Genomic DNA, 23,132 nt, shown 5'->3' on the forward strand with positions numbered 1-23,132 from the left:
ATTAATAAAAGAGGTGAACAATGAAAATGAAAACACCTGAAAAAAGTTTTTTTGCTCCTGCAAAAGCGTGGAAGTATCTAACAAGAAAGCCTGTAACTATTCCCATGGATGACATATTAACTACTCCTCGAGAAGCATCTGATAGGTATAGAGGATTTCATGTAAATGATTGGGAAAAATGCATAGGTTGTGGAACTTGCTCAAAAATATGTCCTACTGATGCCATAACAATGATAGAATTTAAAGAACTTCCAGACGTCGAAGGGTCCAAAGCAGAAAGACCTTCAATAGATTATGGAAGATGTAGTTTTTGTGGATTGTGTGTGGATATATGTACGACGGGTTCATTGCAAATGACAAAAGAATATTTACATATATCAAAAGATCCAAGCACCTTCTTTTTTATACCTACAGAAGATGGGATTCATAGAATGAAAAAATCACTTGGTTACGTTAGAGATGAAAATTCAGATCTACTTGGTTTAGAAAGAGAAGAAATGGAAATCGATCCACCAGAAGTCAGAAAAACATCCTTTATTGAAATGGTTAAGGGATTTTCAAAAGAGCAGGCGATAAAAGAGGCTTCTCGTTGTGTAGATTGTAGTATATGTGAAAAAACTTGTCCTGCACATATGAATATAGCAGATTATATAAGAGATATCTATATAGACGACCTTGAAACAGGGTTAAAAGATCTTTACAAGACCAATCCATTGCCAGCAGTTTGTGGAAGAATGTGCACACACAAATGTGAAACTGTATGTTCCATAGGTCATAGAGGAGAACCCGTTGCTATTAGATGGTTGAAAAGATATATAGTAGACAATGTTCCCCAAGAAAAATATAGAGAAATTTTGAATCAAGAAGTTATAAAAAGGGCAAACGCCAAAGTTGCTATAATAGGAGCAGGACCTGCCGGGCTTTCTGCTGCATACTTTCTATCTCTGATGGGATATGAAATAACCATATACGAAGAAAAAAACAGGCCTGGAGGAGTACTTAACTACGGTGGCCCTTCTTATAGATTACCGGATTATGCCTTTGAGCAAGATGTCAATTATATAAAATCTTTGGGAGTAAAAATAATAACAAACACAAAAGTTGGGAAAGATATCACCTTAGAAGAATTAAGGGAAAAATGCGATGTAATATTCGCATCTACAGGATTTAACAAAGGGAGGAAACTGCCAATTGAGGGAGCAGACCACGAAAAAGTCTATGATTCCTTGACTATTTTAGAAGAAATGAAAAACTACGTAAGAGGAGAAGGATCAAAGCCATACATTCCTAAATCATTAGTGGTTATTGGTGGAGGAAATGTAGCAATGGATGTTGCAAGATCTATGCTTAGACTTCAAAACTTAGAAAATGGTGAATCGGAAGTTCATGTATTAAGTTTAGAAAGAACTTTCGATGAAATGCCCGCAGACGAAGATGAAATTGTAGAGGGTAAAGAAGAGGGAGTAAACTTTCATCTTGGCTGGGGACCAGTAAAAGTAGTAGTTGAAGACGGCAAATTGAAAGGGGTACTATTTAAAAAATGTGTAGAAGTATTTGATGAAAATGGAAGATTTAATCCAAAATATGATGAATCAAAAACAATGATGGTTGAAGCAGACATGGTTGTTATGACCGTAGGACAAGCTCCAGATTATTCTTATTTACCAGAAGATATACAAAATAAAATAACGATAGAAAGAGGAAAAATCAAAACAAACGAATACGGTCAAGTTAAAGGAGTACCTTGGCTGTTTGCAGGTGGAGATATAGTAAATGGGCCAGACATCATACATGGAATTGCTGACGGGCATCGAGCAGCACAAGGAATAGATAAGTATATAATGGAAGAAAAGATAGTTAAATAAAAAGGGGGCAGCGATGCCTCTTTTATTTTTAAATTGATTTTATTCTCTCTTTTATTTATTTTCTACATAATTTATTGTAATTTATTTCAATGGAAAATATAGAAGACAGTTAATAAAAGAGAAAGTAGAACAAATTAGACTTTCACTTATCATAGGTTTTAATACTTTATGTAGTTAGTTTGTTAATTTTAAATAAAGAGATAAATTTTTTTATAACTTGATTCAAGATGATATAATAATAAAAGCTACAATGTAATTAGCCAATTATTAAAATATAATAAAAAAATTAAACCTACTAATATTCTGGAGGTTTGCATGTTAGCTTTACTCGTAATCATTTACATATCTTTCATCAGTCTCGGCTTACCTGACTCCCTTTTGGGATCTGCTTGGCCAGTCATGTATAAAGATTTATCTGTTTCTGTTTCATATGCAGGAATCCTTTCAATGATAGTCTCATTAGGAACTGTAGTTTCAAGTTTTTTGAGCGCGAGATTTATAAAAAGATTCGGAACGGGAAGAGTTACCTTAGTGAGTGTATCAATGACAGCTATCGCGTTAATTGGTTTTGGCTTATCTCATTCTTTTTTTCTTTTGTTGTTTCTTGCAATTCCTCTTGGATTAGGTGCAGGCTCAGTTGATGCTGCTTTGAATAACTTTGTTGCCTTGCATTATGAAGCAAAACACATGAATTGGTTGCATAGCTTTTGGGGAGTCGGAGTAACAACAGGACCTGTAATTATGTCTTTTTGGCTTGCAAAGAATAATAACTGGAATATGGGTTATATAACAATAGGCATCATTCAAAGTGTTTTAGTTGTTGTTTTAATAATATCTCTCCCACTTTGGAATAACTCACCAATAGAAAAAAAGAGAACACAAAACCATGGTAATAAAGGAGAAGATATTAAAGCACTTTCTTTATCTCAAATTTTAAAAATTCCAAAATCTAAGATGGCATTACTTGCTTTTTTTTCTTACTGTTCTTTAGAATTAACAACCGGACTTTGGGCAAGCAGTTATGCGGTAAATAATTATGGAGTGTTATCAGAGATTGCCGCTTTTTGGACATCTGTTTATTATTTAGGAATCACTATAGGTCGTTTTTTTTCTGGTTTTATGTCCATTAGATTTTCAAACAAACAATTAATCAAAATTGGTTTAAGTATTATTTTTGTTGGAATTACACTGATTATACTGCCTTTGCCCGTTTGGAAAATTCCTATTGGATTATCCTTTATAGGGTTAGGCTGTGCACCTATTTATCCTAGCATGCTTCATCAGACTCCCAGGATATTTGGTAAAGAACTTTCTCAGTCAATGATGGGTGTTCAGATGGCGTTTGCTTATAGTGGTTCTACTTTTACACCCCTCTTATTTGGTTTAATTGCCGAGTATATTAATATTTCATTATTTCCTGCTTTTCTTTTGATATTGGCTTTTATTTTATTATTTACAACTGAAATTGTAAATGGTAAAATTATTTTTGATGAATAAAATTATTTTTGAGTTTTATATTTTAAAGACTTTAGAAATGAAAATTTTTTAATAATAAGCTTTTGAATTTATAAAGAGTTTAGGGCGTAGTCCTTTCGCTCTTTCCTGGCTACAAGTACTGAAAAGATTAAAGAAATTGGGAATTAGTAAGGATTAGAAGCGGGGAGGTATTTTCTAAAAAGTTAAACACTAAGATACTTATAAAATATGAATTTCATAATTTTTAAAGGCAGTAATTTTATATTTAGGGAGGAGATAAAGCATGAAAAAGTTTACATCGATACTTTTATTTATGGTTCTTATTCTAACAAGCAGTTTTTCGTTTAAGGTCGTTATGGTTACTGATGCAGGTGGATTAGGAGACAAATCATTTAATGACGGAACTTGGGAAGGCATTCAAATGGCAGTAAGAGAGTTTAAAGGTGTTGAAGGTGACGTTATTATTTCTAAAGAACAGACTGATTATTTATCGAATTTGAGTAGAGCGGCTCAAAATGCTGATTTAGTTGTGGGAGTAGGTTTTTTAATGTCTGACGTACTTTTTAGTGTTGCAGCTCAATATCCAGATACATATTTCATCGGAATTGATATCGAACCTTCCCCAGGTCAAATTATTCCCGGAAATCTTGCTCTTTATACTTTTAAAGAAGAAGAAGCCGGCTTTTTATTAGGATATATTGCGGCTTCTATGTCAAAAACTAACAAAGTAGGCTTTATTGGAGGATTGGAAATTCCTCCAGTAAAAAGATATGAAATAGGTTATAAATCAGGAGTAAAAGCCTACAATGACATTAAAGGTAAAAAAGTTGAAGTTATAACGGGTTATGTAGGCAGTTTTACAGATGCTGGAAAAACAAAGCAAATAGCCCTTTCTCAATATAATCTGGGAGCTGACATAGTATTTACAGGAGTAACAACGGGAGCAGTTATAGATGCTGCAAAAGAAAAAGGTTCTTCTTTTTATGAACTACCAATGAATGCTCCATTACATCAAATAATAGATAAATACTATGAAAAAGGAATGGGATATTTTGTAATAGGGTATGATATGGATCAAGATTTTATGGCTCCTGGCTATGTTTTAACGAGTTCGAGAAAAAAGGTAGATGTTGCAACTTTTGAAGGAATTTCATCCGCAATCTTTGACAGAGTTTTTCAATCAGGACATCACGTGTTAGGAATAGCTGATGATGCAGTAGGTCTTTCGCAAATGAAATATACAAAAGGGATGGTACCTAATGAGGCGATAGCTGAATTAGCTTATTTAGAAAAACTTGTTAAAGATAAAGAAATTTCTATCCCTAATAATGAATCTTCGCTAAATATATTTAACTTATCTCATATAACTTTTCCATTTTAAATTCCTACATTAAAAAATTAAAATACTATAGACGTCTACATTGTCTATAGTATTTTTTAGGTTACTTCAGGTGTTAGCTTCAGGAAAAGGGCAATCGCCCTTTTTATTTTTCAAACTTAGCGATATATTTAAGATTAATAAACTGGTAAGCTATTCCTTCAAATTTCATTTGATTCACAATGATATTAGAAATCAATCTTTGAAAAGGTAACCAACTTATATGGTCTATAGGCAACACTATTTTGTTTGGTTTTCCTAAATTGAGCCAAAGTATTTTTCTTGTGCTTTTTGGTAAAGTCATATCAAAGGCAGCTTCCAAAAAAGTAACTTTTTCTCGTGGAACAAATTTAGCGTATATTGCCGGATCAACCTTTAATAAAGGATGAATATTACTATTTAAAATTTCATCAACAGATCTAAACCTTTCTAATTCTTTAAAAGCATCATTAAAAGTTTTTATCAAAAGGTCTTTATTATCCAAAAAAGTTGATTCGTCTTTATTATTTAATAGCTCCCTTCTTGCATATTCGAGAGTGGGAGAATGCCAAATAAGTTCAGCCATGTTTCCACCACTGGCAATTATAAAATTATGATTAATACTTGAGCTTAAAGCATTGACTATAACTGAAATCATACCTCCTAAACAATATCCGATTAAACAATTTTTTTCATGCCATAATTCATGTGCTTTAAGAAAATCCAATATAGTTAATATATCTACCACAGCATGTTCCCAGGTGTTTGAAATCTTTTCCATGCTATCAGAAAAGTAATTTTTCCCACTTGTAGAACCATCTGATGTTCTTGTATAATTATCAGGAAGAATAGGAACAATTGCTCTAACGCCTAAATGAGAAAAATAACGACCTATTCTTAGAATATAGGTTATATTTTTAGTTCCCAATCCATGAAGAATTAAAACAGACCCAACAGCTTTTTGTTTAGGTTCAAAAAGATAAAGTTCTATCGTTTTAGTACCTTTTTTAGGAAAACTATATAAAGAATCAAATTTTATTAGAGATTCTTTAAACATTTTTCCTTTATTTAAATATGCTTTTGAAAAATCTATCTCTTTCTTAACATAATTAAAATTTACAGACATTTTATACACTCCCTAAAAATTAGTTTAAAACAACAGATTTTTCTTTCTCACAAACTTCCTTCATAAAATTCACTGTTTTTTCAACAAATTTTATCGTCAAAAAATCTTTTAACTCTAATTCAAAAGAATGATCTCCTTTAGGATGAATAAGTAAAGAAACATCGACTCCAAATTCTTTTAATTTTTTATAAAGTTTTATAGAAGAATCTACAGGAACAGTAGTGTCTTTTTTACCATGAACCAAAAGTGTTGGGATCATATATTTAGAGACATAATTTATGGGAGAATACAATTTATAATCTTCTATTTTTCTTTTCGGAGATCCTTTCATAGTAGTAGTAATTGCAAACTTTGCAAAGAGTGATTCAACTTGTTGATTCCATAAGTCTAATAGATCTGCTGGCGCATACCATGAAACTACTCCTGTTATACCTTGCATTTCCTCCCAATTATGATTAAAGGTATGATAAGCAGCATAATAAAGAGATAATGTACCGCCTGCAGATGTTCCCATTAAGATAATTTTGTTTTTATCAATATTTAAATCCTTAGCATGAGTTTTTATATATTGCAAAGCGTTAGAATAATCTTCTATTAATGCTTCATATTTGTGAAAATAAGCATACCTATAATCAATGGAAACTACCGCAAATCCCCTACTGGCTAAAAATTTTGCCCAGGCAGTAGCACTTGCCAACTTTCTACTTCCAGTTATCCAGCCTCCCCCATGTGCAAAGAAAACAACGGGAAAGGCATTTTTCTTTTTTGAAGGAAAATATATGTCAAATTTCAACGGAACTGTTTCTTCCTTATATACAAATGTATGAGGACCATTATAAGAATTTTTTTCACTTCTAATGGAAGACGTCCAAGTATTGATTTTCTTATTGTTTTCAAATTTAACAACAAAACAATAAAAAAAGCTAAAAGAAAATTCCAAAAAAACAAAAGAAATACAAAAATAGTTCCTATCAACTTAAAAAATTTTTTTAAAAATTTGACGTTAGATTTTGTTTTTAAATCTTTGTCTTCAACTTGTCCTTCCAAATTTTTCGAGATTTTAACCACTCCATATTTATATTTCTTAAGGAAAAACTTTAAAATTTAATAAAAATGAATTTTTATTAATGAAATTATAGCATATTTTATTAAATAAAAGCAAAAAAATGAAAGACGGCATTCCGCCGCCTTTTTTATTACTTTTTAATCCTTAGTTTTACTACTTTTTATCTTTCTTTTGATTGTCCTGTGGCTTACCTTTTTTATCTTTCTTATCTTTTTCAGGTTTTTTGTCCACAGTCCCGCCTCCCTTGGCATTTAGCCCTAATAATGGAAAAAATGGTAACACCATATTTTTTAATCTTTTCATTAATTATTATATCATACAATGGGATTCAAAGCAATTGATTTTCAAAAAAATTTTAAAGTCTAAAACATACAATTATTCATTTTCTCCAAAAACAACTCGCCTATTAGCAACAAAAATATCTGATTCTAAATAATAATTTGTGAAAAAAATATATTTTTTATCAGGGGAGTAAGATGGATAAAAACAATCATTGGTCATTGATTTAGTCAAATTTCTTTTTTCTTCATTATTATATTCGTAAATATTGAAGTATCTCCCATCAAATTCAGAAAAAACCAATAAATTGGAACCATTAGACCAATTATCTGTTTGATTTTTAGAAGTTTTTATTAAAGGAAATATTTCATTATTATCATCTAAATAATACAAATTCATATCAGCATTATTTAAATCGACCCCATAAAAACTGATTTTGTTACTATCCCACTTTACAGGTCTAAATTTTAAAATATCTTTAGAATCACTCAATTTTTCGAGTTTATTATAAAATAGATCATAAATCCAGATCTCCGTGTGTTGATTAGTATCTTCTTCCATTGTAAATAAAATCAAGGTATTGTCATAAAAATAAGGCGAGTAAGCATTTTTGCCTGGAGGGTTCACTCTTGAAATTTCTTTGGTTTTAAGATTGTACAAAACAATATCCCATTTTCCAAACATACTTGTTTGAAAAACTAAAAAATTCTCATTAGGTGAGATGTCAGGAAAGTATTCAGCTGAATATTCTAAAGAAATTTTTTCTTCTGTTCCTGTTTCAAAGTTAAATATATAAACTTCTCTATTACCTATATATCTATCACTTATGAAATATAGTTTATTGTTTTGAAATACTGGGTATTCATCTACTCCTTTCCAAAAGGTTAGCTGTAAAAAATCCCAGTTATCACTATACAAGAATCTTTGCATAGAAACTATTTCCAAAGCCTTTACAGAAAATTTTTCTACCCAATCAGCTGTTTCTAAATTTTTGTCAGAATAAGAAAAAGTTCCTCCATGGAAATATCCAAAGGCTGTAGTTACATTTTCTTTGGAATTTGTATAAATATTTAAGACAACATCATAACCTTCAGATAAATTAGAATGCGAATTAATATCTTTAATTTCTGTATTGTACATGTAACTTCCAACATTCTTGATTTTTTCTGCTATTTGTTTGCTAATCCATGTATTATCATTTAAATTTATAACCATCCTATCTTTAGATAGATTAGCAGATAGTCCCATGAAACTTATTATAAAAAATAGTAACATGCAAAATGTTTTTTTTCTCATAAGAATTTTTCACCTTAAGTTATTTAATTTTTTAAAATTATATCATAGTTTCGGTTTATTCAGAAAAGCATTAATTTAAGGAAACGTTTTCATAACTTTAAAATTTAAATGATAGAATATTTCAAAATTACACGAGGTGGTATAACTTATGTTTATTGGATATCATATATTAATAAAATTCTTTAAAAATGGAGATATAAGTAACGACCTTCCTAAGGAAACTTACAAGTATTATGAAAAAAATGCAATAAATGGTGATTTACAAGGAATAATTGAAGAATTAGATTATTTAAAAGATTTAGGAATAGATTTACTGTATCTGGGACCAATTTTTAAATCAGAAACAACACATGGTTACGATGTAACAAATTATTTTTCAATCTCTGAAAATATTGCATGTTTAGCTCCTCAAGAAAGTAAAGCTGTTCTACAAAAACTAATCTCTGAATCACATAAGAGGAAAATAAAAGTTATTATAGATTTAGTTTTAAACCATGCTTCTAAAAACTATGATTTTAATTCTATTCCAAAGGAATTAAAGGTAAAAACAGAGCCGCCTCAATCTGTTCAAGAAGAAAGATGGCAAAAATCTTTTTTATTCTGGAATTTAAGTGATGAAGATACGCAGGAGTTTTTGATTAGAGTAGGCGAATACTGGCTTACAAATTTTGATTTAGGTGGATTTAGATTAGACCATGCTTTAGGGTTACCACTAAATTTTTTAGAGAAATTCAATAATAGAATGAGGCAGATAAGAGATGATGTAATAATAATTGGAGAAGTATGGGAGGATGAAGGAAATAAGCAGGAAAATTTTAATTTATTGAAAACATTTAAAGGTAGAGATGCCCAACGTTTTACCAGTTTATTTGATTTTGCTACTTATGATAGTATTAAAGAAATTTTAGGTAATAAAAAAGGGAATTTAGGTGATTTATATAATCAAATTATAATGTCAAATAAATTGAATGAAAATGATTTTCAATTAACATACTTTATTGAAAATCATGATTTACCAAGATTTATAGATATATGTAAAGATACAGAAACTTTTAAGATCGCTTTGGGATTATTAATGGCTTTAACAGGGAATGTTATTTTAGAATATGGAACGGAAATAGCTTTAAGTGGAGATCCGAGTATAGAACATTTTTTCGAAAGTGGAAGAGTTGCTATGAAGTTTAAAGATAGTTGGACCGATTTAGAAAAAGAGATCTTTATTTACACAAAAAAATTAATAAATTTACGAAAAAACTATAGTTGTCTTTCAGAAGGGACATACAAACTTATAAGATGTGAAGAAGATTTGCTCATGTTCAATAAAAATCAAGATAATACAAATGAATTAACTATAGCAATTTATTTAGGAAAAGAATCGTATAAATTAGAAAAAAAATTCAAAGATATAATAAGTGGTCAAGAATTAATGGCAATAAAAAAGGGAATTTATTATTTGAGAGAAATCTAAAAAATTTCTTTAAGTTCAAAGAGATGATTTATTTTCACAATATCTTTTTCGTCAATTAAATTTGAATTAATTACATCATGATTTTTAAACCATATGGCGTTAATACCAAATTTTAGAGCTGGAAGAATATCGTTCTCTAAATCATCACCCACGTATACTATTTCTTCTTTGGGTCTTGCCGCTTTGTAAACGGCATAATTAAATATTTTTTCATCAGGCTTTGGGAAACCTGTTTCATCAGATGTAACTAAAATGTTAAAATAAAAATCTATTCCAGAGTTTCTCATCTTAGCGATTTGAGTATCTTTAAATCCGTTTGTTATTATTCCGAGTTCGTAGTCACTTTTTAAATAATCTAAAATTTCCTTTGCTCCATCTATTAATTTACTTTGATTTGATAAACTGTTTAAATAAAAATCATTCATTTCTTCCACCAAATTTTCTCTATGTTTTACATTCAAAGAATTCAGAGTTATTTCAAATCTCAAAACCTTTAATTCTTCTTGAGTTATCATTTTTTTTCTATAAATATCCCATAACTGTTTGTTAATCTTATGATATGAATAGATAAAATCTTCTAAAGGTATATTTTTTAATATATCATTATAGTGTTTATAAACTAGTTTTAAAGCTTCCTCTGAATTACTTTCAAAGTCCCATAATGTGTGATCTAAATCAAAGTAAATCATAGTTATATTTTCTTTCAACCATTTCACCTCTTTCCTTTTGTTATTTTTTTGTTCTTAAATTTTTTGCGTCATGTAAATAAACAAAATATTGGGTGCTGCTTTCACAAATAACCAGCACCCGTATAATTTTTTTTGGGGAATCTTTAAAAGAAGCTTCTTCCAAACACATGAATGGAACATTGTTGAGATCTAACTTTTCTCTTAAAATAGTAGCAGGATTTAAACTCCTAATATCTGGTGTTAATGAGAAAATCACCGATATAATCCTGTTTATTTTATTTTTCGATATTATTTCATTCCACAGTTCAATAACTTTTTCTGTTAATTCTAATGGATGATCTTCTTTTAAAGAAGTTGCTCCTCTTATGCCCACTATTTTATAGTCTTCTTCCATCTTCCTCACTTCTCTGAAATAATTTAATAACAGATTTGATTATATTTTATAAATAAATTAAATATAAACATTTCAAAATTTTAGAAGATATAACTTTAATGTATGCTATTAACCCATTCACTTGGTACTATTTTCTAAATTTAATTGACGTTTTACTTTTACTATCTTATAGAACTCTAATTCGTCTCCCTTTGAAAAGTCTTCAAAATTTTCAAACTGTATTCCACATTCTTTAGGGGCGTCTACCGAATTGACTTCATCTTTGTAATGTTTCAAGCTTGTTATTTTTACATCGGCAATCAAACTTCCATTTCTATATATTCTTACCCCACCATTTTTCATAACTTGACCTTCGTTTAACTGAACTCCAGCTATTTTTCCTACACCTTTTATTTTGAATTCTTCTTTTATAACTCCAGAACCTGTTATTTCTTCTTTTTCTTCCGGTTCAAGCATACCTTCTAAAGCTTTCTTCAGATCGTCAATTAAATCAAATATTATACTGTATCGTCTAATTTGAATTCCTTCAGCTTCAGCCATTTTAAGAGCTTTAGAGTCTATTTTAACTCTAAATCCTAATATAATAGCATCTGAAGCAGATGCAAGCATAATATCACTTGTACTAATTGTTCCGATTCCTGCGTGAATTATATTAACCTCTATATCAGGATTTTCAAATTTTTGAATTGCGTTTCTCAAAGCTTCTATTTCACCGTAAGTACTTGCTTTCAATAAAATATTTAATGTTTTTTTCTCTTCTTTTTCCATCATTTGCATAATATCTTCGAGTCTAACATGCCTTTTAGATACATTTTGAGTTTTTTGCGTTTCTCTTTCAGCAACCTTCTCAGCAATTTCTCTAACTTCCTCTTTTGAATCTAAAACGTATAAAATCGAGTGCATACTTGGAACACCGTTAAAACCTACTACTTGAACAGGAGTTGAAGGAGAAGCTTCTTTTATTGACTGTCCTTTATCGTTTATCATTCTTCTTACTCTTCCATATGTTGCACCAGCAACAAAATCATCTCCGATTTTCAATATTCCATCTTTTACTATAACTGTTCCTAAGGGCCCCATAGCTTTGTCTATGCGACTTTCAATTATTACAGCCCTTGCGGTTCCATCAGGTATGCATTTTATATCTTGCATTTCAGCAACTAAGAGTATCATTTCCAAAAGATCATCTATTCCTTGAGATGTCTTTGCAGAAATAGGAACAGTTATAGTATCTCCTCCCCAATCTTCGGGAACGAGATTCAATTTAGAGATCATTTGTTGTTTAGTTAGGTCTACATTTGCATTTGGTTTATCAATTTTATTTATTGCTACTATTACAGGGACATTCGCGCTTTTTGCATGATTATATGCTTCGATTGTTTGAGGCATTACTCCATCGTCTGCAGCAATCACTAAAATCACAATATCAGTTACTTGTGCCCCTCTTGCTCTCATTTCAGTAAAAGCTTCGTGACCCGGAGTATCTATAAAAGTTATTTTTTGATTTTTGTATTCTATTTGATAAGCTCCTATAGATTGAGTTATTCCCCCTTCTTCTTTTTCCGCTACATGTGTATGTCGTATTTTATCTAAAAGAGTTGTTTTACCATGATCAACGTGTCCCATTATTGTAACAACAGGAGGCCTATTAACTAATCTATCTTTTTCTTTTTCGTAAATCTCATTCCACCTTTTTGCTAAAATTTCTTCGATATCTTCTTCTCCTTCTTTTTCAGATAATTTTTGAGCCTTTTCAAAATTTAAAATAACATTATAATTAGAAGCTATCTTTTCAGCCATTGGCTTTTCTAACTTTTGACCGGGCCTTAAGGCTATTCCTTTCATAAACATATCTGCGATTATTTGATTTTGTTCTAAGTTTAAAACCTCTGCCAACCTATCAAGAGTTAAATCTGCTTCTGAAATTGATGCTTCCTTTATTTCTTGTTCCTTAATTGATTCCTCTGATTTAGATTCGATTTCAACAGTTGATTTTTCTTTATTTTCACCTTTTTTTAATTGTCTTTCTTCCTCAATTAGTTCTCTAATAGTTTCCACTGTTTCTTCTTCCAAAGTACTCATATGACTTCGAACTTTTATATCCAATTGCTCTTCTAAAAACTCCATGAGTTCCTTTGAGTTCATTCCTAAATCTTTTGCTAATTCGTATACTCGAGTCTTCGACACCTATGAACCACCTCCATCATCACTTATTTCACCCAATATAGCCTCGGCGAGACTCTCGTTGGTAATTCCAATTACACTTATGTTTTCTTTACCAATAATTTTAGAAATTTCATATTTTGTTTTCTTAATTTCTATATATGAAACTTTAAAAATTTCGCATCTTTTTAAAACATCTTTTTTAACTCTTTCACCAACATCTATAGGTAATAAAATTAATTTTTTCTTTTTATTTGATTTTAAATAATTTCTTATTCCAATTTTGCCATATACAATACCGTTAGATTTAGCAGCTATCTTAAGAAACCCTATAATTTTTTCTTCTTTTGGTACAGTCATTTCTTAAGAATGCTCCTTGTTAGAATTTTCTTACACCTTTAATTATAACATTAAATTAATTTCTTTCAAAGTATAACTTTTTTAAGTTTTTAAAGTACCGATTAATCAGATAAAAATTATCTGTATAATTTTAAGAAATATGTGGTAAAATTTTTAATAAAATAAGAATTTTTTCACATTAAGTTCATAAAGAGGAGGGATATTTAATGGCAAAGATGCTTAAAAAGAATTATTTGATGACACCTGGACCAACGCCGGTACCTGTTGATATCTTATTAGAAGGAGCAAAAGATACAATCCATCACAGAACGCCACAGTATTTAGATATACAAAATAAAGCTTTAGAGAACCTTAAGTACCTTTTTCAAACTAAAAATCTTGTCTATACGTTGGTATCTTCGGGTACGGGAGCAATGGAAGCGGCTGTTGCAAATTTAGTTTCTAAAGGTGATAAAGTTATAGCGGTTAATGGGGGAAAATTTGGTGAAAGATGGTGTGAACTTTGCGAAGCCTATGATGCAAATTTGGTAGAAATTGATATAGAATGGGGAAAATATGTAAGAGCAGAGCAGATAAAAGACGCTTTGGAAAAAAATCCTGACACAAAAGTTGTTTTCACTACTTTAAGTGAAACTTCTACTGGTGTTGTCAACCCGATAAAGGAAATAGCACAAATTGTTAAAAATACACAAGCTGTATTAGTAGTTGATGCTATTTCTGGTTTGTTAGCAGAACCTTTAAAAATGGATGAATGGAATGTCGATGTTGTAGTATGTGGTGTTCAAAAAGGCTTTATGATGCCTCCGGGTTTAGCTATGATATCTTTAAGCGAAAAAGCTATGAAACTTGTAGAGAAAAGTAATAATCCACGTTATTACTTCGATTTAAGAGCATATAAAAAGAATTATCCAGATTCACCTTATACTCCAGCTGTTAACCTAATGTATCAATTGCTAAAATCTACAGACATGTTAAAAGAAGAAGGAATAGAAAATGTCTGGGATAGACATAGAATAATGGCAGAAGCTACTAGAGCAGGAGTACAAGCGCTTGGATTAGAACTCTTCGCTGAAAATCCTGGTAATGTTTTAACCGCAATAAAAATACCACAAGGAGTAGATGGTGGTAAATTAATAAAGTTTTTGAGAGATGATTGGGGAGTTGTTTTCACAGGCGGACAATCTCAACTCAAAGGTAAAATAATCCGAATTGCACATTTAGGATATATGTCAAAATTTGATATAATCACAGCAATAAGTGCATTGGAAATGTCGTTAGAGAAGTTTGGTTTCAAAGTTGAGCTTGGTAAAGGAGTAAAAGCAGCAGAAGAAGTTTTCGTAAAAGAGGGGGTGTAGGAAATTGAAAATACACATAAATGATCCTTTAGATAAAGAGGCGTTAGAAAAGTTAAAAAGAGAACTTCCACAAGCGGAAGTTACATCAGAACACTTTGAAAAAGATATTCTAAAACAAAAAATAAAAGATTATGATGTTTTAATAGTTAGAAGTGCTACAAAAGTTACAAAAGAAATTTTAGAGCATGCAGATAAACTCAAAATTATTGGAAGAGCTGGCATGGGTTTAGATAACATCGATGTGGAAGCTGCCAAAACAAAAGGGATAAAAGTGGTAAACACACCTGGTCAAAACGCTTTATCAGTAGCAGAATTAGTTGTGGGAATGATTTTAGATATTTATAGGTTTATAACAAGAGGTACAGTCGGACTTAGGGAAGGTAAATGGGAGAAGAAGGAGCTCGAAGGATTTGAGCTATCTGGCAAAACAGTTGGTATAATAGGGTTTGGATATGTAGGTAAACATTTAGCAAATCTTTTAAGGGGTTTTGGAACAAAAAATTTAATCTATGATGTAATAAAAGTATCTGATGAAGAATTAAAAAAATACAATGCTGTACAACTTCCATTTGAAGAAGTATTAAAAAATTCAGATATTATTTCTTTACACGTGCCGAAAAATGAAAAAACTTTTCATTTAATAAGTGATCCACAAATAGATATAATGAAAGATAATGTTGTCATTATAAACGCAGCAAGAGGCGGTATTGTTGATGAAAAAGCTCTTCTAAAGTATTTAAAAAACGGTAAAATATTAGGAGTAGGATTAGATGTCTTTGAAGAAGAACCTCCAGCCAGTGATTTTTATAAAGAATTGCTGTCATTACCAAATGTAATTACTACTCCTCATATAGGTGCTTCTACAAAAGAAGCACAAGCAAGAGTTGGGATTAATATAATAGATAGAATTGTTGAAGAAGTAAGAAATCTAAAGTAAAGAAAATGTTTTTCATCATTTCTTAAAATTATTTTTAAAATTAAAATTATTTTTTTATGGTATAATATTTTTGTTTTGAATTTTAGATTATTTATTAATTGTAATGGCCTTAGAAATAAAGGCTGTGAAAAACGATTTTTGGGTTTTGGCATTTCTAAAGATAGTTATTACACAACAACGTAGGAGGTGTGGTAGGTGAAAATAATTATAGATAAGGAAGCTTGTATAGGGGATGGGATTTGTGAAAGTTTATGTCCAGATGTTTTCCAAATGAGCGACGATGGTAAAGCAGAAGTTATAGACGAACAAAGCGACGCTCCTTGCGTACAAGATTCTATTGACGCATGTCCAACTCAAGCTATAAGCATTGAAGAATAATTAAACAAGTATAATATATTTTGGTTTATAATAAATCGGGGAATTATCCCCGATTTATTATTTACATTATATTTAATTTAGATACTTTATAAATGGAAATTTTTTAATAAATAGTATTTTAATTTATATGATTTCTAGACGGAGTTATTTCCTTTATAAATGTTTTTTTGTTTTAAGTTATTTTGTAGTATAATCAATTTAGTGAAATTATTATTTTTAGTTTGTTTTTCAAAATTATATTTGTTTAAATGTTAGATGGTGGGCAAAGTTTTCAAAGTGGAGGGGTTGAAATGGAAAATACTAAAGTATTTGTTGTAACTTCGGGAAAGGGCGGAGTTGGGAAAACAACTATTGTTGCAAATTTAGGAGCGACTTTAGCTAAAAAGGGATATAATATTTGCCTTATAGATGGAGATATAGGATTAAAAAATTTAGATATAGTTTTAGGATTAGAAAATAGGGTTGTTTATACAATAATAGATGTTGTAAATGGCAATAAACCTGTTATGGATGCCTTGGTTAAGCATAAACAGTTAAAGAATCTCTCTCTTTTAGCTTCATCTCAAGTGGCAAATAAAGACATGATTTCTCCTGAAGATATGGTTGAAATTGTTTCTCAGCTTTCTAAACATTTTCACTATATAATAATAGACTCTCCTGCGGGTATAGAGCGAGGTTTTAAAAATGCTGTGGTAGCTGCTCAACATGCTATTATTGTTACAACCCCAGATTTAACAGCTATAAGCGATGCTGATAGAGTGGTTGGTTTGCTTGAAAATCAAGGATACACGGAGAAAAACATCTCTCTTATTGTGAATAGAATAAAGCCAAAACTTGTTAAAAGAAATGAAATGCTTTCGGCAGAGGACATAAAAGATGCTTTGGCTTTGAATTTATTGGGAATAATTCCTGATAGTGAAGAGATTTTAATATCTACCAATGAAGGTAATCCTCTCTCTGTCACTCAAGGGAACAGATTAAATAATGTTTTTAACAACATAAGCGATAGGATTTTAGGCAAGGAAATTCCTTTAGAAAAAGATTTAAGTGAACTTGATCATGCGCCTGAAGGTTTCGTTGAATTTATAAAAAGACTTTTTCACAGGAGAGGGTGAAGAAAAAATGTGGCCCTTTACTAAAAAATCAAAGAAAACTCGAGAAACCGCTGTAAAGAGAATGAATTCTTTTTTGAATTCTTCAGAAAGAAAAAACAGTAAAGTTACACAGTTAAAGTTTGAAAATGTAGACGAGAAAGAATTAGATTACGTTATAAATTATATAAAAGATTATGCGGTTAAACATCTTTCAGTAAAAAAAGAAGATGTGAAGGTTCATGTTTCTAAAGATGGAAATTCTATAACCATTGTAGCTAATATTATATATCAATGAAAAGGAGCCCATTATTAATGACTTTTAGGTATTCTTTAATGACACATAAAAGAGAAGAACTAATAGATATATTGAGTTATGTTGAAGAAAGCATTCAAAAATCGAATATTGATGATGGTATAGTTGTATTATTTGTACCACATACTACAGCAGCAGTTACAATAAATGAGAATGCTGACCCTTCTGTTAGAGAAGATATAATCCAGTTTTTATCGGAAAAAATTCCAAGAAGTAGAAATTATTCACATCTTGAAGGGAACGCAGATTCACATATAAAATCATCCTTAATATCGCCTTCTTTAAGTTTAATCTTAGAAAATGGCAAGTTAATATTAGGAACTTGGCAAACTGTTTATTTCTACGAATTCGATGGTCCAAGAAATAGAACTTTTTTTGTAAAAATTATAAGCTCATAAAAATATATTCTTCTAACTAATAACTAACTAATTAACCGGTCAATATTTGGCCGGTTTTTTATTTTTTAGTAATATTTTAGAAATATGTAAGTAACTATTTTAGATGTATAATAATTATGATTAATTTAAAGTTTCTATTAAGTTATAATATAAACAATTTTATGAAATTTTCTTCACATAATGTTTCTAAAAGAAATTTTTTTCTTTGATTTTAAGGACAAAATATCTTAGGACGTTAGAAATGGGAAATTTTTGAGGAAGAGAACTTTGAATTTATAGTCAATTTTGGTTCACAAAGAATTTAACAGGAGGGAAAAGTATGAAAAGACTTTATTTAATTCTTTTGTTGTTGGGCTTAGTTGTGAGCATATTTGGTCAAGAAGTTATTAAAATAGGGATGAATTTTGAGTTAACAGGCGCTGTTTCTGGTTATGGACAAATGTCAAGAGATGGAGTATTATTGGCTAATAAGTTAAAACCAACAGTTAATATTGGGGGTAAAGAAATCAAAGTAGAAGTTGTTGCGGTTGATAATAAGTCTGATAAATCTGAAGCTGCTAATGCAATAAGAAGATTGATAGATCGTGAAAAAGTAGTTGCAGTTATAGGTCCTGCAACGAGTTCAGCTGCATTATCAGCAGCGCCCATTGCCGAAGAAAGAAAAATTCCTATGGTTGTAAACACTGCTACAAACCCATTAGTGGCTCAAAATAGGACTTATGTGTTCAGGACATGTTTTGAAGATACTTTACAGGGTGCTTTGCTTGCAACGTTTGCCTGGGAAGATCTTGGTGTCAAAAATGTAGCTATAATGGTTGATGTGGCACAAGATTACGTGGTGGGACTTTCTAACTATTTTAAAAGAAGCTTTGCTATGTATGGCGGAACTTTTTTTGAAGAATACTATACAACAGGGGATCAAGATTTTACAGCACAATTAACCGATGCGCTTTCAAAAAATCCGGATGCTATATTTATGCCTGGTTATTACGCAGAAATCGCCCTTATTTGTAAACAAGCAAGGGAATTAGGTTTCACAGGGCCATTTTTTGCTGGTGACGGTGCAGATGCCCCAGAATTAATACAAATAGGGGGAGAATACGTTGAAGGCTTGTCTTACACAACTTATTTCCATGAAGATGCTGAATTATCGCCGGCGACCAAACCTTTCGTCGAAGCTTATCAAAAAGAATACGGAAGAAGAGCAGATGCTTTTGGGGCTTTAGCTTATGATGCATATATGGTAATTGTAGATGCCATAGAAAGAGCTCAGTCTACAGATCCTGTAAAAATCAGAGACGAAATAGCAAAAACTAAAGATTTTCCGGGAGTAGCTGGAACTATAACCTATCCAGACGGTTCAGGAAATCCTATAAAACCTGCTGTAATTAATACTGTGCAAAATGGGGAATTTGTATTCAGAACCGTTGTTGAACCTGCTATTTTCTAAAATTAATTTTTGCCATCTCTTATTTAATAGAGGTGGCAAAATTTGTTTTTTATTTTTAAGAAAGGGTGATTTATTTGTCTATCCAAATATTTTTTCAACATTTAATGAATGCAATCTCCTTAGGTGGAATATATTCTCTCATAGCTATTGGGTATACTATGGTTTATGGAATTCTTAATTTAATAAATTTTGCGCACGGTGACATTTTTACTTACAGTATGTATTTTGCTTTCTATGCGGTGACTCTTTTTTTGTTTCCATGGTGGGCTGCTTTTATTTTTTCTTTGTTTGCTACAGCTATGTTAGGAGCCCTTATTGAGAGAGTAGCATATAGACCCTTAAGGAAAGCCAACGCTCCTAAAATTTCTGGTTTAATTACAGCTATCGGTATTTCTTTTTTTCTACAAAACTTTGCAATAGTTGTTTTTGGAGGACGAGCAAAATCTTTCAATCCTCAAATAGGGGTTTATCCTAAACAATTTGCACAAGTGATAACTATAAGAAACATAAGAATACCTTTATTGACTTTTATTATAATAGGAGCTTCCATTGTCTCACTTCTTTTATTAGTTTGGATAGTTTACAGAACAAAATCAGGTATGGCAATGAGAGCAGTATCTAAAGATATTATGGCTGCTAAATTGATGGGTATTAACACTGATAGAACAATTTCTCAAACTTTTATGTTGGGTTCTGCTTTAGCGGCTGTAGGGGGGATTTTGTGGGCAATGAAATATCCTCAAATTTACCCATACACAGGAATGATACCCGGATTAAAAGCTTTCATAGCCGCTGTTGTTGGTGGAATAGGAAGTATCCCCGGAGCAATGCTTGGAGGATTTATATTGGGATTGTCTGAAATAATGATTGTAGCTTTTCTTCCCGGATTGGCTGGATATAGAGATGCTTTTGCATACATTATATTGATCATTATTCTTTTGGTCAAGCCAAATGGCATACTTGGAGTTGAAATTGGAGAGAAGGTGTAACTGTGAAAAAAAATTTGAGTTTTAGAATAAAATTTATTCTAACTGTAAGTTTTATTTTTATAATATATTTTTTACTTTTAATTGCAAATAATTTTGCCAGTGATTATGTAATTTTAATATTAAATCTTATGGCTATTAATATTATATTCGCTGTAAGTTTAACGTTTATAAACGGAATAACAGGAATTTTCTCGCTTGGACATGTTGGGTTTATTGCAATAGGTGCTTATGTTTCTTCCCTTCTTACCCTTTCGCCCGCCCAAAAAGAAATGAGTTTTTTAATAAAACCTTTAATTTATCCTTTAAATTCGATTCAAATGCCGTTTCTTCCTGCAATCATTATTGCAGGGGTTATAGCAGCTGCGTTCGGATATTTAGTATCTGCTCCTTCTCTTAGGTTAATAGGAGATTATTTAGCTATAGCAACATTAGGACTTGGCGAAGTCGTTAGAATAATAGCAAACAATACATGGTCTATAACTAATGGAGCCCTTGGTTTGAAAGATATTCCTCAATACACAAATTTGTGGTGGACGTGGGGGGTTGCATTGATAACAATCGTTTTTATAGCGAGTTTAATAAATAGTAGTTATGGAAGAGCTTTAAAAGCGGTAAGAGAGGATCCTATAGCGGCTAAAGTCATGGGAATAAACGTATTCTCCCATCAAGTAGTAACTTTTGTAATAGGTTCATTTTTTGCTGGTGTAGGAGGAGCTCTATGGGCACATTTAATTACTACGATAGATCCTAAATCATTCATGTTTTCTAGAACTTTTGAGATACTCATTATGGTTGTCATAGGAGGTTTAGGAAGTATAAGTGGTGCTGTTATAGGAGCTTCCTTGTACACAGTGGCATTAGAATTTTTGCGTATATTAGAAGAACCGATTTCCATAGGTCCAATATATATACCAGGTATTCCTGGAATGAGGATGGTTGTTCTTTCGCTTGCTCTCATAATAATCATGTTGTTTTGGAGAAGAGGAATTATGGGAAGAAACGAAATAACTTGGGATAATATATATAAAATTTTTTTGAAAATAAGGAAAAAAGAAGATTCGATTACTTAGATAATTGGGATTAAAAAAACTAAGTAAAAATTTAAAAGGAGTGCTCCTTATGAACGAGTCTTATAATAACGAAAAGATTTTAGAATTTATAGATATTACTAAAAAGTTTGGTGGTTTGGTAGCTATAGATAATTTTAATGGTTTTCTTAGAAAAAGTGAACTTTTGGGTCTAATTGGTCCTAACGGCGCTGGAAAAACTACTCTTTTTAATTTAATAACAGCGATATATAAACCTGATATTGGGAAAATTTTATTTGAAAATCAAGATATATCTTCCAAAAAGCCTCACCAAATAACACAACTTGGAATAGCAAGGACTTTCCAAAATATAAGACTGTTTCAAGATATGAGCGTTTTAGAAAATGTACTTGTATCTCAGCATTTAAAATTAAAAAGTTGGTTGTGGCTTTTCAAAAGCATCTTAAAAACTCGCAGTTATTTAAGGATGGAAAGAAATATGCAAGAAAAAGCATGGGAACTTTTAGAAGAAACTGGGCTATCACTATACGCAAACGATAAGGCAAGTTCGCTACCTTATGGTCTTCAAAGGAAATTAGAAATAGCTCGTGCGCTTGCAACAGATGCTAAAATATTGTTGCTGGATGAGCCTGCGGCAGGAATGAATCCCCATGAAACAAATGAGCTTATGGAATTTATAAAACATATAAAAGATAAATTTAATCTATCTATAATAATTATCGAACATGACATGAAAGTAATTATGGGAATTTGTGAAAGAATTTATGTTATTGATTATGGTAAAAAAATTGCGGAAGGAACACCTGAAGAAATACAAAATAACCCGTTGGTAATTAAAGCATACCTCGGCGAGGAGGTAGCTATATAATATGAGTGAAAAAGAAGCAGTTATTCTTAAAGTAGAAAATTTGAGCATTCATTATGGAGCTATTCATGCTTTAAAAGGAATTAGTTTCGAAATAAAGAGTGGGGAAATAGTTACATTAATAGGAGCTAATGGTGCAGGTAAAACTACTTCTTTGAATGGAATTATGAATGTTATTAAAAAAAGTGGTGGCAAAGTTTTTTTCAATAATATTGATATTACAAATATAGAAACGCATGAAATTGTAAAACTTGGTGTAGCACTTGTACCTGAAGGAAGACACGTATTTCCAAACTTAACCGTTTTAGAAAATTTAAAGTTAGGCTCATATTCGAGAAAAGATAAAGAAAAGATAAAAGAAGATTTGGATTGGGTGCTCAAGTTATTTCCGAGATTAGGAGAAAGGTTAAAACAATTGGGAGGCACTCTTTCAGGTGGAGAACAACAAATGTTAGCTGTCGCAAGAGGTCTCATGTGCAGGCCGAAGCTATTGATGCTTGATGAGCCATCTTTAGGACTTGCTCCACTTCTTGTGAAAGAAGTACTGGAGACAATAATGAAAATACGTCAAGAAGGGGTAACCATACTTCTCATTGAACAAAACGCTTTTGGAGCATTGAAAATTGCTGATTATGGGTATGTTTTGGAAACAGGAAAAATTGTTTTGAAAGGATATGCGAATGAATTATTAGTAAATGATGATGTAAGAAAAACATATTTAGGTGTTACTACTTGATGTTTTAAAGTTACTTTTATTCTCCATTA

23 protein-coding genes are annotated in these 23,132 nt (G+C 31.0%); 15 read left to right on the plus strand and 8 right to left on the minus strand.

Features of this window, described 5'->3' with window-relative positions:
• Positions 1 to 26 precede the first annotated feature (26 nt).
• The 3 genes from X924_RS05190 (at position 27) to X924_RS05200 (ending at position 4,722) form a co-directional block, all read left to right on the plus strand.
• Complete coding sequence (locus X924_RS05190) at positions 27 to 1,865, plus strand: FAD-dependent oxidoreductase (RefSeq protein ID WP_121957926.1); 1,839 nt, start codon at positions 27 to 29, stop codon at positions 1,863 to 1,865.
• Positions 1,866 to 2,180: 315 nt separating this feature from the next.
• On the plus strand, positions 2,181 to 3,362 hold the full coding sequence (locus X924_RS05195; RefSeq protein WP_121957884.1) for a sugar MFS transporter: 1,182 nt from the start codon (positions 2,181 to 2,183) through the stop codon (positions 3,360 to 3,362).
• Between the two features lie 262 nt (positions 3,363 to 3,624).
• Positions 3,625 to 4,722, plus strand: a complete 1,098-nt coding sequence (locus X924_RS05200; protein ID WP_121957885.1) for a BMP family protein — start codon at positions 3,625 to 3,627, stop codon at positions 4,720 to 4,722.
• Positions 4,723 to 4,825: 103 nt separating this feature from the next.
• On the opposite strand, the gene X924_RS05205 is transcribed toward X924_RS05200, so the two are convergent.
• The 4 genes from X924_RS05205 to X924_RS05220 form a co-directional block, all read right to left on the minus strand.
• Entirely contained in the window at positions 4,826 to 5,824 is a 999-nt protein-coding gene (locus tag X924_RS05205; protein ID WP_121957886.1) for a dienelactone hydrolase family protein, read from the minus strand.
• 19 nt (positions 5,825 to 5,843) lie between these two features.
• Positions 5,844 to 6,617, minus strand: coding sequence for an alpha/beta hydrolase (locus tag X924_RS05210; protein WP_121957887.1), 774 nt, complete (start codon positions 6,615 to 6,617; stop codon positions 5,844 to 5,846).
• Between the two features lie 426 nt (positions 6,618 to 7,043).
• Complete coding sequence (locus tag X924_RS10145) at positions 7,044 to 7,193, minus strand: hypothetical protein (RefSeq protein WP_158245324.1); 150 nt, start codon at positions 7,191 to 7,193, stop codon at positions 7,044 to 7,046.
• A 72-nt stretch (positions 7,194 to 7,265) separates the two neighbouring features.
• Entirely contained in the window at positions 7,266 to 8,465 is a 1,200-nt protein-coding gene (locus X924_RS05220) for a hypothetical protein (protein ID WP_121957889.1), read from the minus strand.
• Between the two features lie 148 nt (positions 8,466 to 8,613).
• On the opposite strand from X924_RS05220, the gene X924_RS05225 reads away from it, so the two are divergent.
• Positions 8,614 to 9,933: an alpha-amylase family glycosyl hydrolase gene (locus tag X924_RS05225; protein ID WP_121957890.1), complete on the plus strand. Its 1,320-nt coding sequence runs from the start codon at positions 8,614 to 8,616 to the stop codon at positions 9,931 to 9,933.
• On the opposite strand, the gene X924_RS05230 is transcribed toward X924_RS05225, so the two are convergent.
• From X924_RS05230 to X924_RS05245, 4 genes are all read right to left on the minus strand, one after another.
• Positions 9,930 to 10,640, minus strand: a complete 711-nt coding sequence (locus X924_RS05230; RefSeq protein WP_121957891.1) for a YjjG family noncanonical pyrimidine nucleotidase — start codon at positions 10,638 to 10,640, stop codon at positions 9,930 to 9,932. The two genes, X924_RS05225 and X924_RS05230, sit on opposite strands and share 4 nt — an antisense overlap.
• A 22-nt stretch (positions 10,641 to 10,662) precedes the next feature.
• Positions 10,663 to 11,016, minus strand: a complete 354-nt coding sequence (locus X924_RS05235) for a chorismate mutase (RefSeq protein WP_199172638.1) — start codon at positions 11,014 to 11,016, stop codon at positions 10,663 to 10,665.
• Positions 11,017 to 11,133: 117 nt separating this feature from the next.
• The gene (gene infB / locus X924_RS05240; protein WP_121957892.1) at positions 11,134 to 13,203 is read right to left on the minus strand and encodes a translation initiation factor IF-2; all 2,070 of its coding nucleotides are present in this window, start codon (positions 13,201 to 13,203) and stop codon (positions 11,134 to 11,136) included.
• Entirely contained in the window at positions 13,204 to 13,539 is a 336-nt protein-coding gene (locus X924_RS05245) for a 50S ribosomal protein L7ae family protein (protein WP_121957893.1), read from the minus strand.
• 206 nt (positions 13,540 to 13,745) lie between these two features.
• On the opposite strand from X924_RS05245, the gene X924_RS05250 reads away from it, so the two are divergent.
• The 11 genes from X924_RS05250 to X924_RS05300 all read left to right on the plus strand — a co-directional run bounded on the left by X924_RS05250 (position 13,746) and on the right by X924_RS05300 (position 23,103).
• On the plus strand, positions 13,746 to 14,894 hold the full coding sequence (locus tag X924_RS05250) for an alanine--glyoxylate aminotransferase family protein (RefSeq protein WP_121957894.1): 1,149 nt from the start codon (positions 13,746 to 13,748) through the stop codon (positions 14,892 to 14,894).
• Positions 14,895 to 14,898: 4 nt separating this feature from the next.
• Positions 14,899 to 15,831 carry a D-2-hydroxyacid dehydrogenase gene (locus X924_RS05255; RefSeq protein ID WP_121957895.1) on the plus strand — a complete coding sequence of 311 codons (933 nt, stop codon included), beginning with the start codon at positions 14,899 to 14,901 and terminating at the stop codon, positions 15,829 to 15,831.
• A gap of 195 nt (positions 15,832 to 16,026) precedes the next feature.
• On the plus strand, positions 16,027 to 16,209 hold the full coding sequence (locus X924_RS05260; RefSeq protein WP_121957896.1) for a ferredoxin: 183 nt from the start codon (positions 16,027 to 16,029) through the stop codon (positions 16,207 to 16,209).
• Positions 16,210 to 16,499: 290 nt separating this feature from the next.
• The gene (minD, locus tag X924_RS05265) at positions 16,500 to 17,324 is read left to right on the plus strand and encodes a septum site-determining protein MinD (RefSeq protein ID WP_121957897.1); all 825 of its coding nucleotides are present in this window, start codon (positions 16,500 to 16,502) and stop codon (positions 17,322 to 17,324) included.
• A 7-nt stretch (positions 17,325 to 17,331) separates the two neighbouring features.
• The gene (locus tag X924_RS05270; protein ID WP_121957898.1) at positions 17,332 to 17,598 is read left to right on the plus strand and encodes a hypothetical protein; all 267 of its coding nucleotides are present in this window, start codon (positions 17,332 to 17,334) and stop codon (positions 17,596 to 17,598) included.
• Between the two features lie 17 nt (positions 17,599 to 17,615).
• Positions 17,616 to 18,014: a secondary thiamine-phosphate synthase enzyme YjbQ gene (locus X924_RS05275; protein WP_121957899.1), complete on the plus strand. Its 399-nt coding sequence runs from the start codon at positions 17,616 to 17,618 to the stop codon at positions 18,012 to 18,014.
• 319 nt (positions 18,015 to 18,333) lie between these two features.
• Positions 18,334 to 19,464, plus strand: coding sequence for an ABC transporter substrate-binding protein (locus X924_RS05280; protein ID WP_121957900.1), 1,131 nt, complete (start codon positions 18,334 to 18,336; stop codon positions 19,462 to 19,464).
• Between the two features lie 74 nt (positions 19,465 to 19,538).
• Positions 19,539 to 20,453, plus strand: coding sequence for a branched-chain amino acid ABC transporter permease (locus tag X924_RS05285; protein ID WP_199172639.1), 915 nt, complete (start codon positions 19,539 to 19,541; stop codon positions 20,451 to 20,453).
• A gap of 2 nt (positions 20,454 to 20,455) precedes the next feature.
• A complete protein-coding gene (locus X924_RS05290; RefSeq protein ID WP_121957902.1) occupies positions 20,456 to 21,523 on the plus strand; it encodes a branched-chain amino acid ABC transporter permease in 1,068 nt (355 codons plus the stop codon).
• Positions 21,524 to 21,572: 49 nt separating this feature from the next.
• Positions 21,573 to 22,370 carry an ABC transporter ATP-binding protein gene (locus X924_RS05295; RefSeq protein ID WP_121957903.1) on the plus strand — a complete coding sequence of 266 codons (798 nt, stop codon included), beginning with the start codon at positions 21,573 to 21,575 and terminating at the stop codon, positions 22,368 to 22,370.
• Between the two features lies 1 nt (position 22,371).
• Positions 22,372 to 23,103 carry an ABC transporter ATP-binding protein gene (locus X924_RS05300; protein ID WP_121957904.1) on the plus strand — a complete coding sequence of 244 codons (732 nt, stop codon included), beginning with the start codon at positions 22,372 to 22,374 and terminating at the stop codon, positions 23,101 to 23,103.
• Positions 23,104 to 23,132: the final 29 nt, after the last annotated feature.

The sequence above is a fragment of the Petrotoga sp. 9PWA.NaAc.5.4 genome (assembly GCF_002895485.1).
GTDB lineage: Bacteria > Thermotogota > Thermotogae > Petrotogales > Petrotogaceae > AZRK01.

Coding starts and splice junctions, on each gene's coding strand:
- X924_RS05195 (WP_121957884.1), top strand. CDS start 2,181: ATGTTAGCTTTACTCGTAATCATTTACATATCTTTCATCAGTCTCGGC.
- X924_RS05295 (WP_121957903.1), top strand. CDS start 21,573: ATGAACGAGTCTTATAATAACGAAAAGATTTTAGAATTTATAGATATT.
- X924_RS05200 (WP_121957885.1), top strand. CDS start 3,625: ATGAAAAAGTTTACATCGATACTTTTATTTATGGTTCTTATTCTAACA.
- X924_RS05225 (WP_121957890.1), top strand. CDS start 8,614: ATGTTTATTGGATATCATATATTAATAAAATTCTTTAAAAATGGAGAT.
- X924_RS05245 (WP_121957893.1), bottom strand. CDS start 13,539: ATGACTGTACCAAAAGAAGAAAAAATTATAGGGTTTCTTAAGATAGCT.
- X924_RS05250 (WP_121957894.1), top strand. CDS start 13,746: ATGGCAAAGATGCTTAAAAAGAATTATTTGATGACACCTGGACCAACG.
- X924_RS05235 (WP_199172638.1), bottom strand. CDS start 11,016: ATGGAAGAAGACTATAAAATAGTGGGCATAAGAGGAGCAACTTCTTTA.
- X924_RS05280 (WP_121957900.1), top strand. CDS start 18,334: ATGAAAAGACTTTATTTAATTCTTTTGTTGTTGGGCTTAGTTGTGAGC.
- X924_RS05275 (WP_121957899.1), top strand. CDS start 17,616: ATGACTTTTAGGTATTCTTTAATGACACATAAAAGAGAAGAACTAATA.
- minD (WP_121957897.1), top strand. CDS start 16,500: ATGGAAAATACTAAAGTATTTGTTGTAACTTCGGGAAAGGGCGGAGTT.
- X924_RS10145 (WP_158245324.1), bottom strand. CDS start 7,193: ATGAAAAGATTAAAAAATATGGTGTTACCATTTTTTCCATTATTAGGG.
- X924_RS05205 (WP_121957886.1), bottom strand. CDS start 5,824: ATGTCTGTAAATTTTAATTATGTTAAGAAAGAGATAGATTTTTCAAAA.
- X924_RS05270 (WP_121957898.1), top strand. CDS start 17,332: ATGTGGCCCTTTACTAAAAAATCAAAGAAAACTCGAGAAACCGCTGTA.
- X924_RS05300 (WP_121957904.1), top strand. CDS start 22,372: ATGAGTGAAAAAGAAGCAGTTATTCTTAAAGTAGAAAATTTGAGCATT.
- X924_RS05190 (WP_121957926.1), top strand. CDS start 27: ATGAAAACACCTGAAAAAAGTTTTTTTGCTCCTGCAAAAGCGTGGAAG.
- X924_RS05220 (WP_121957889.1), bottom strand. CDS start 8,465: ATGAGAAAAAAAACATTTTGCATGTTACTATTTTTTATAATAAGTTTC.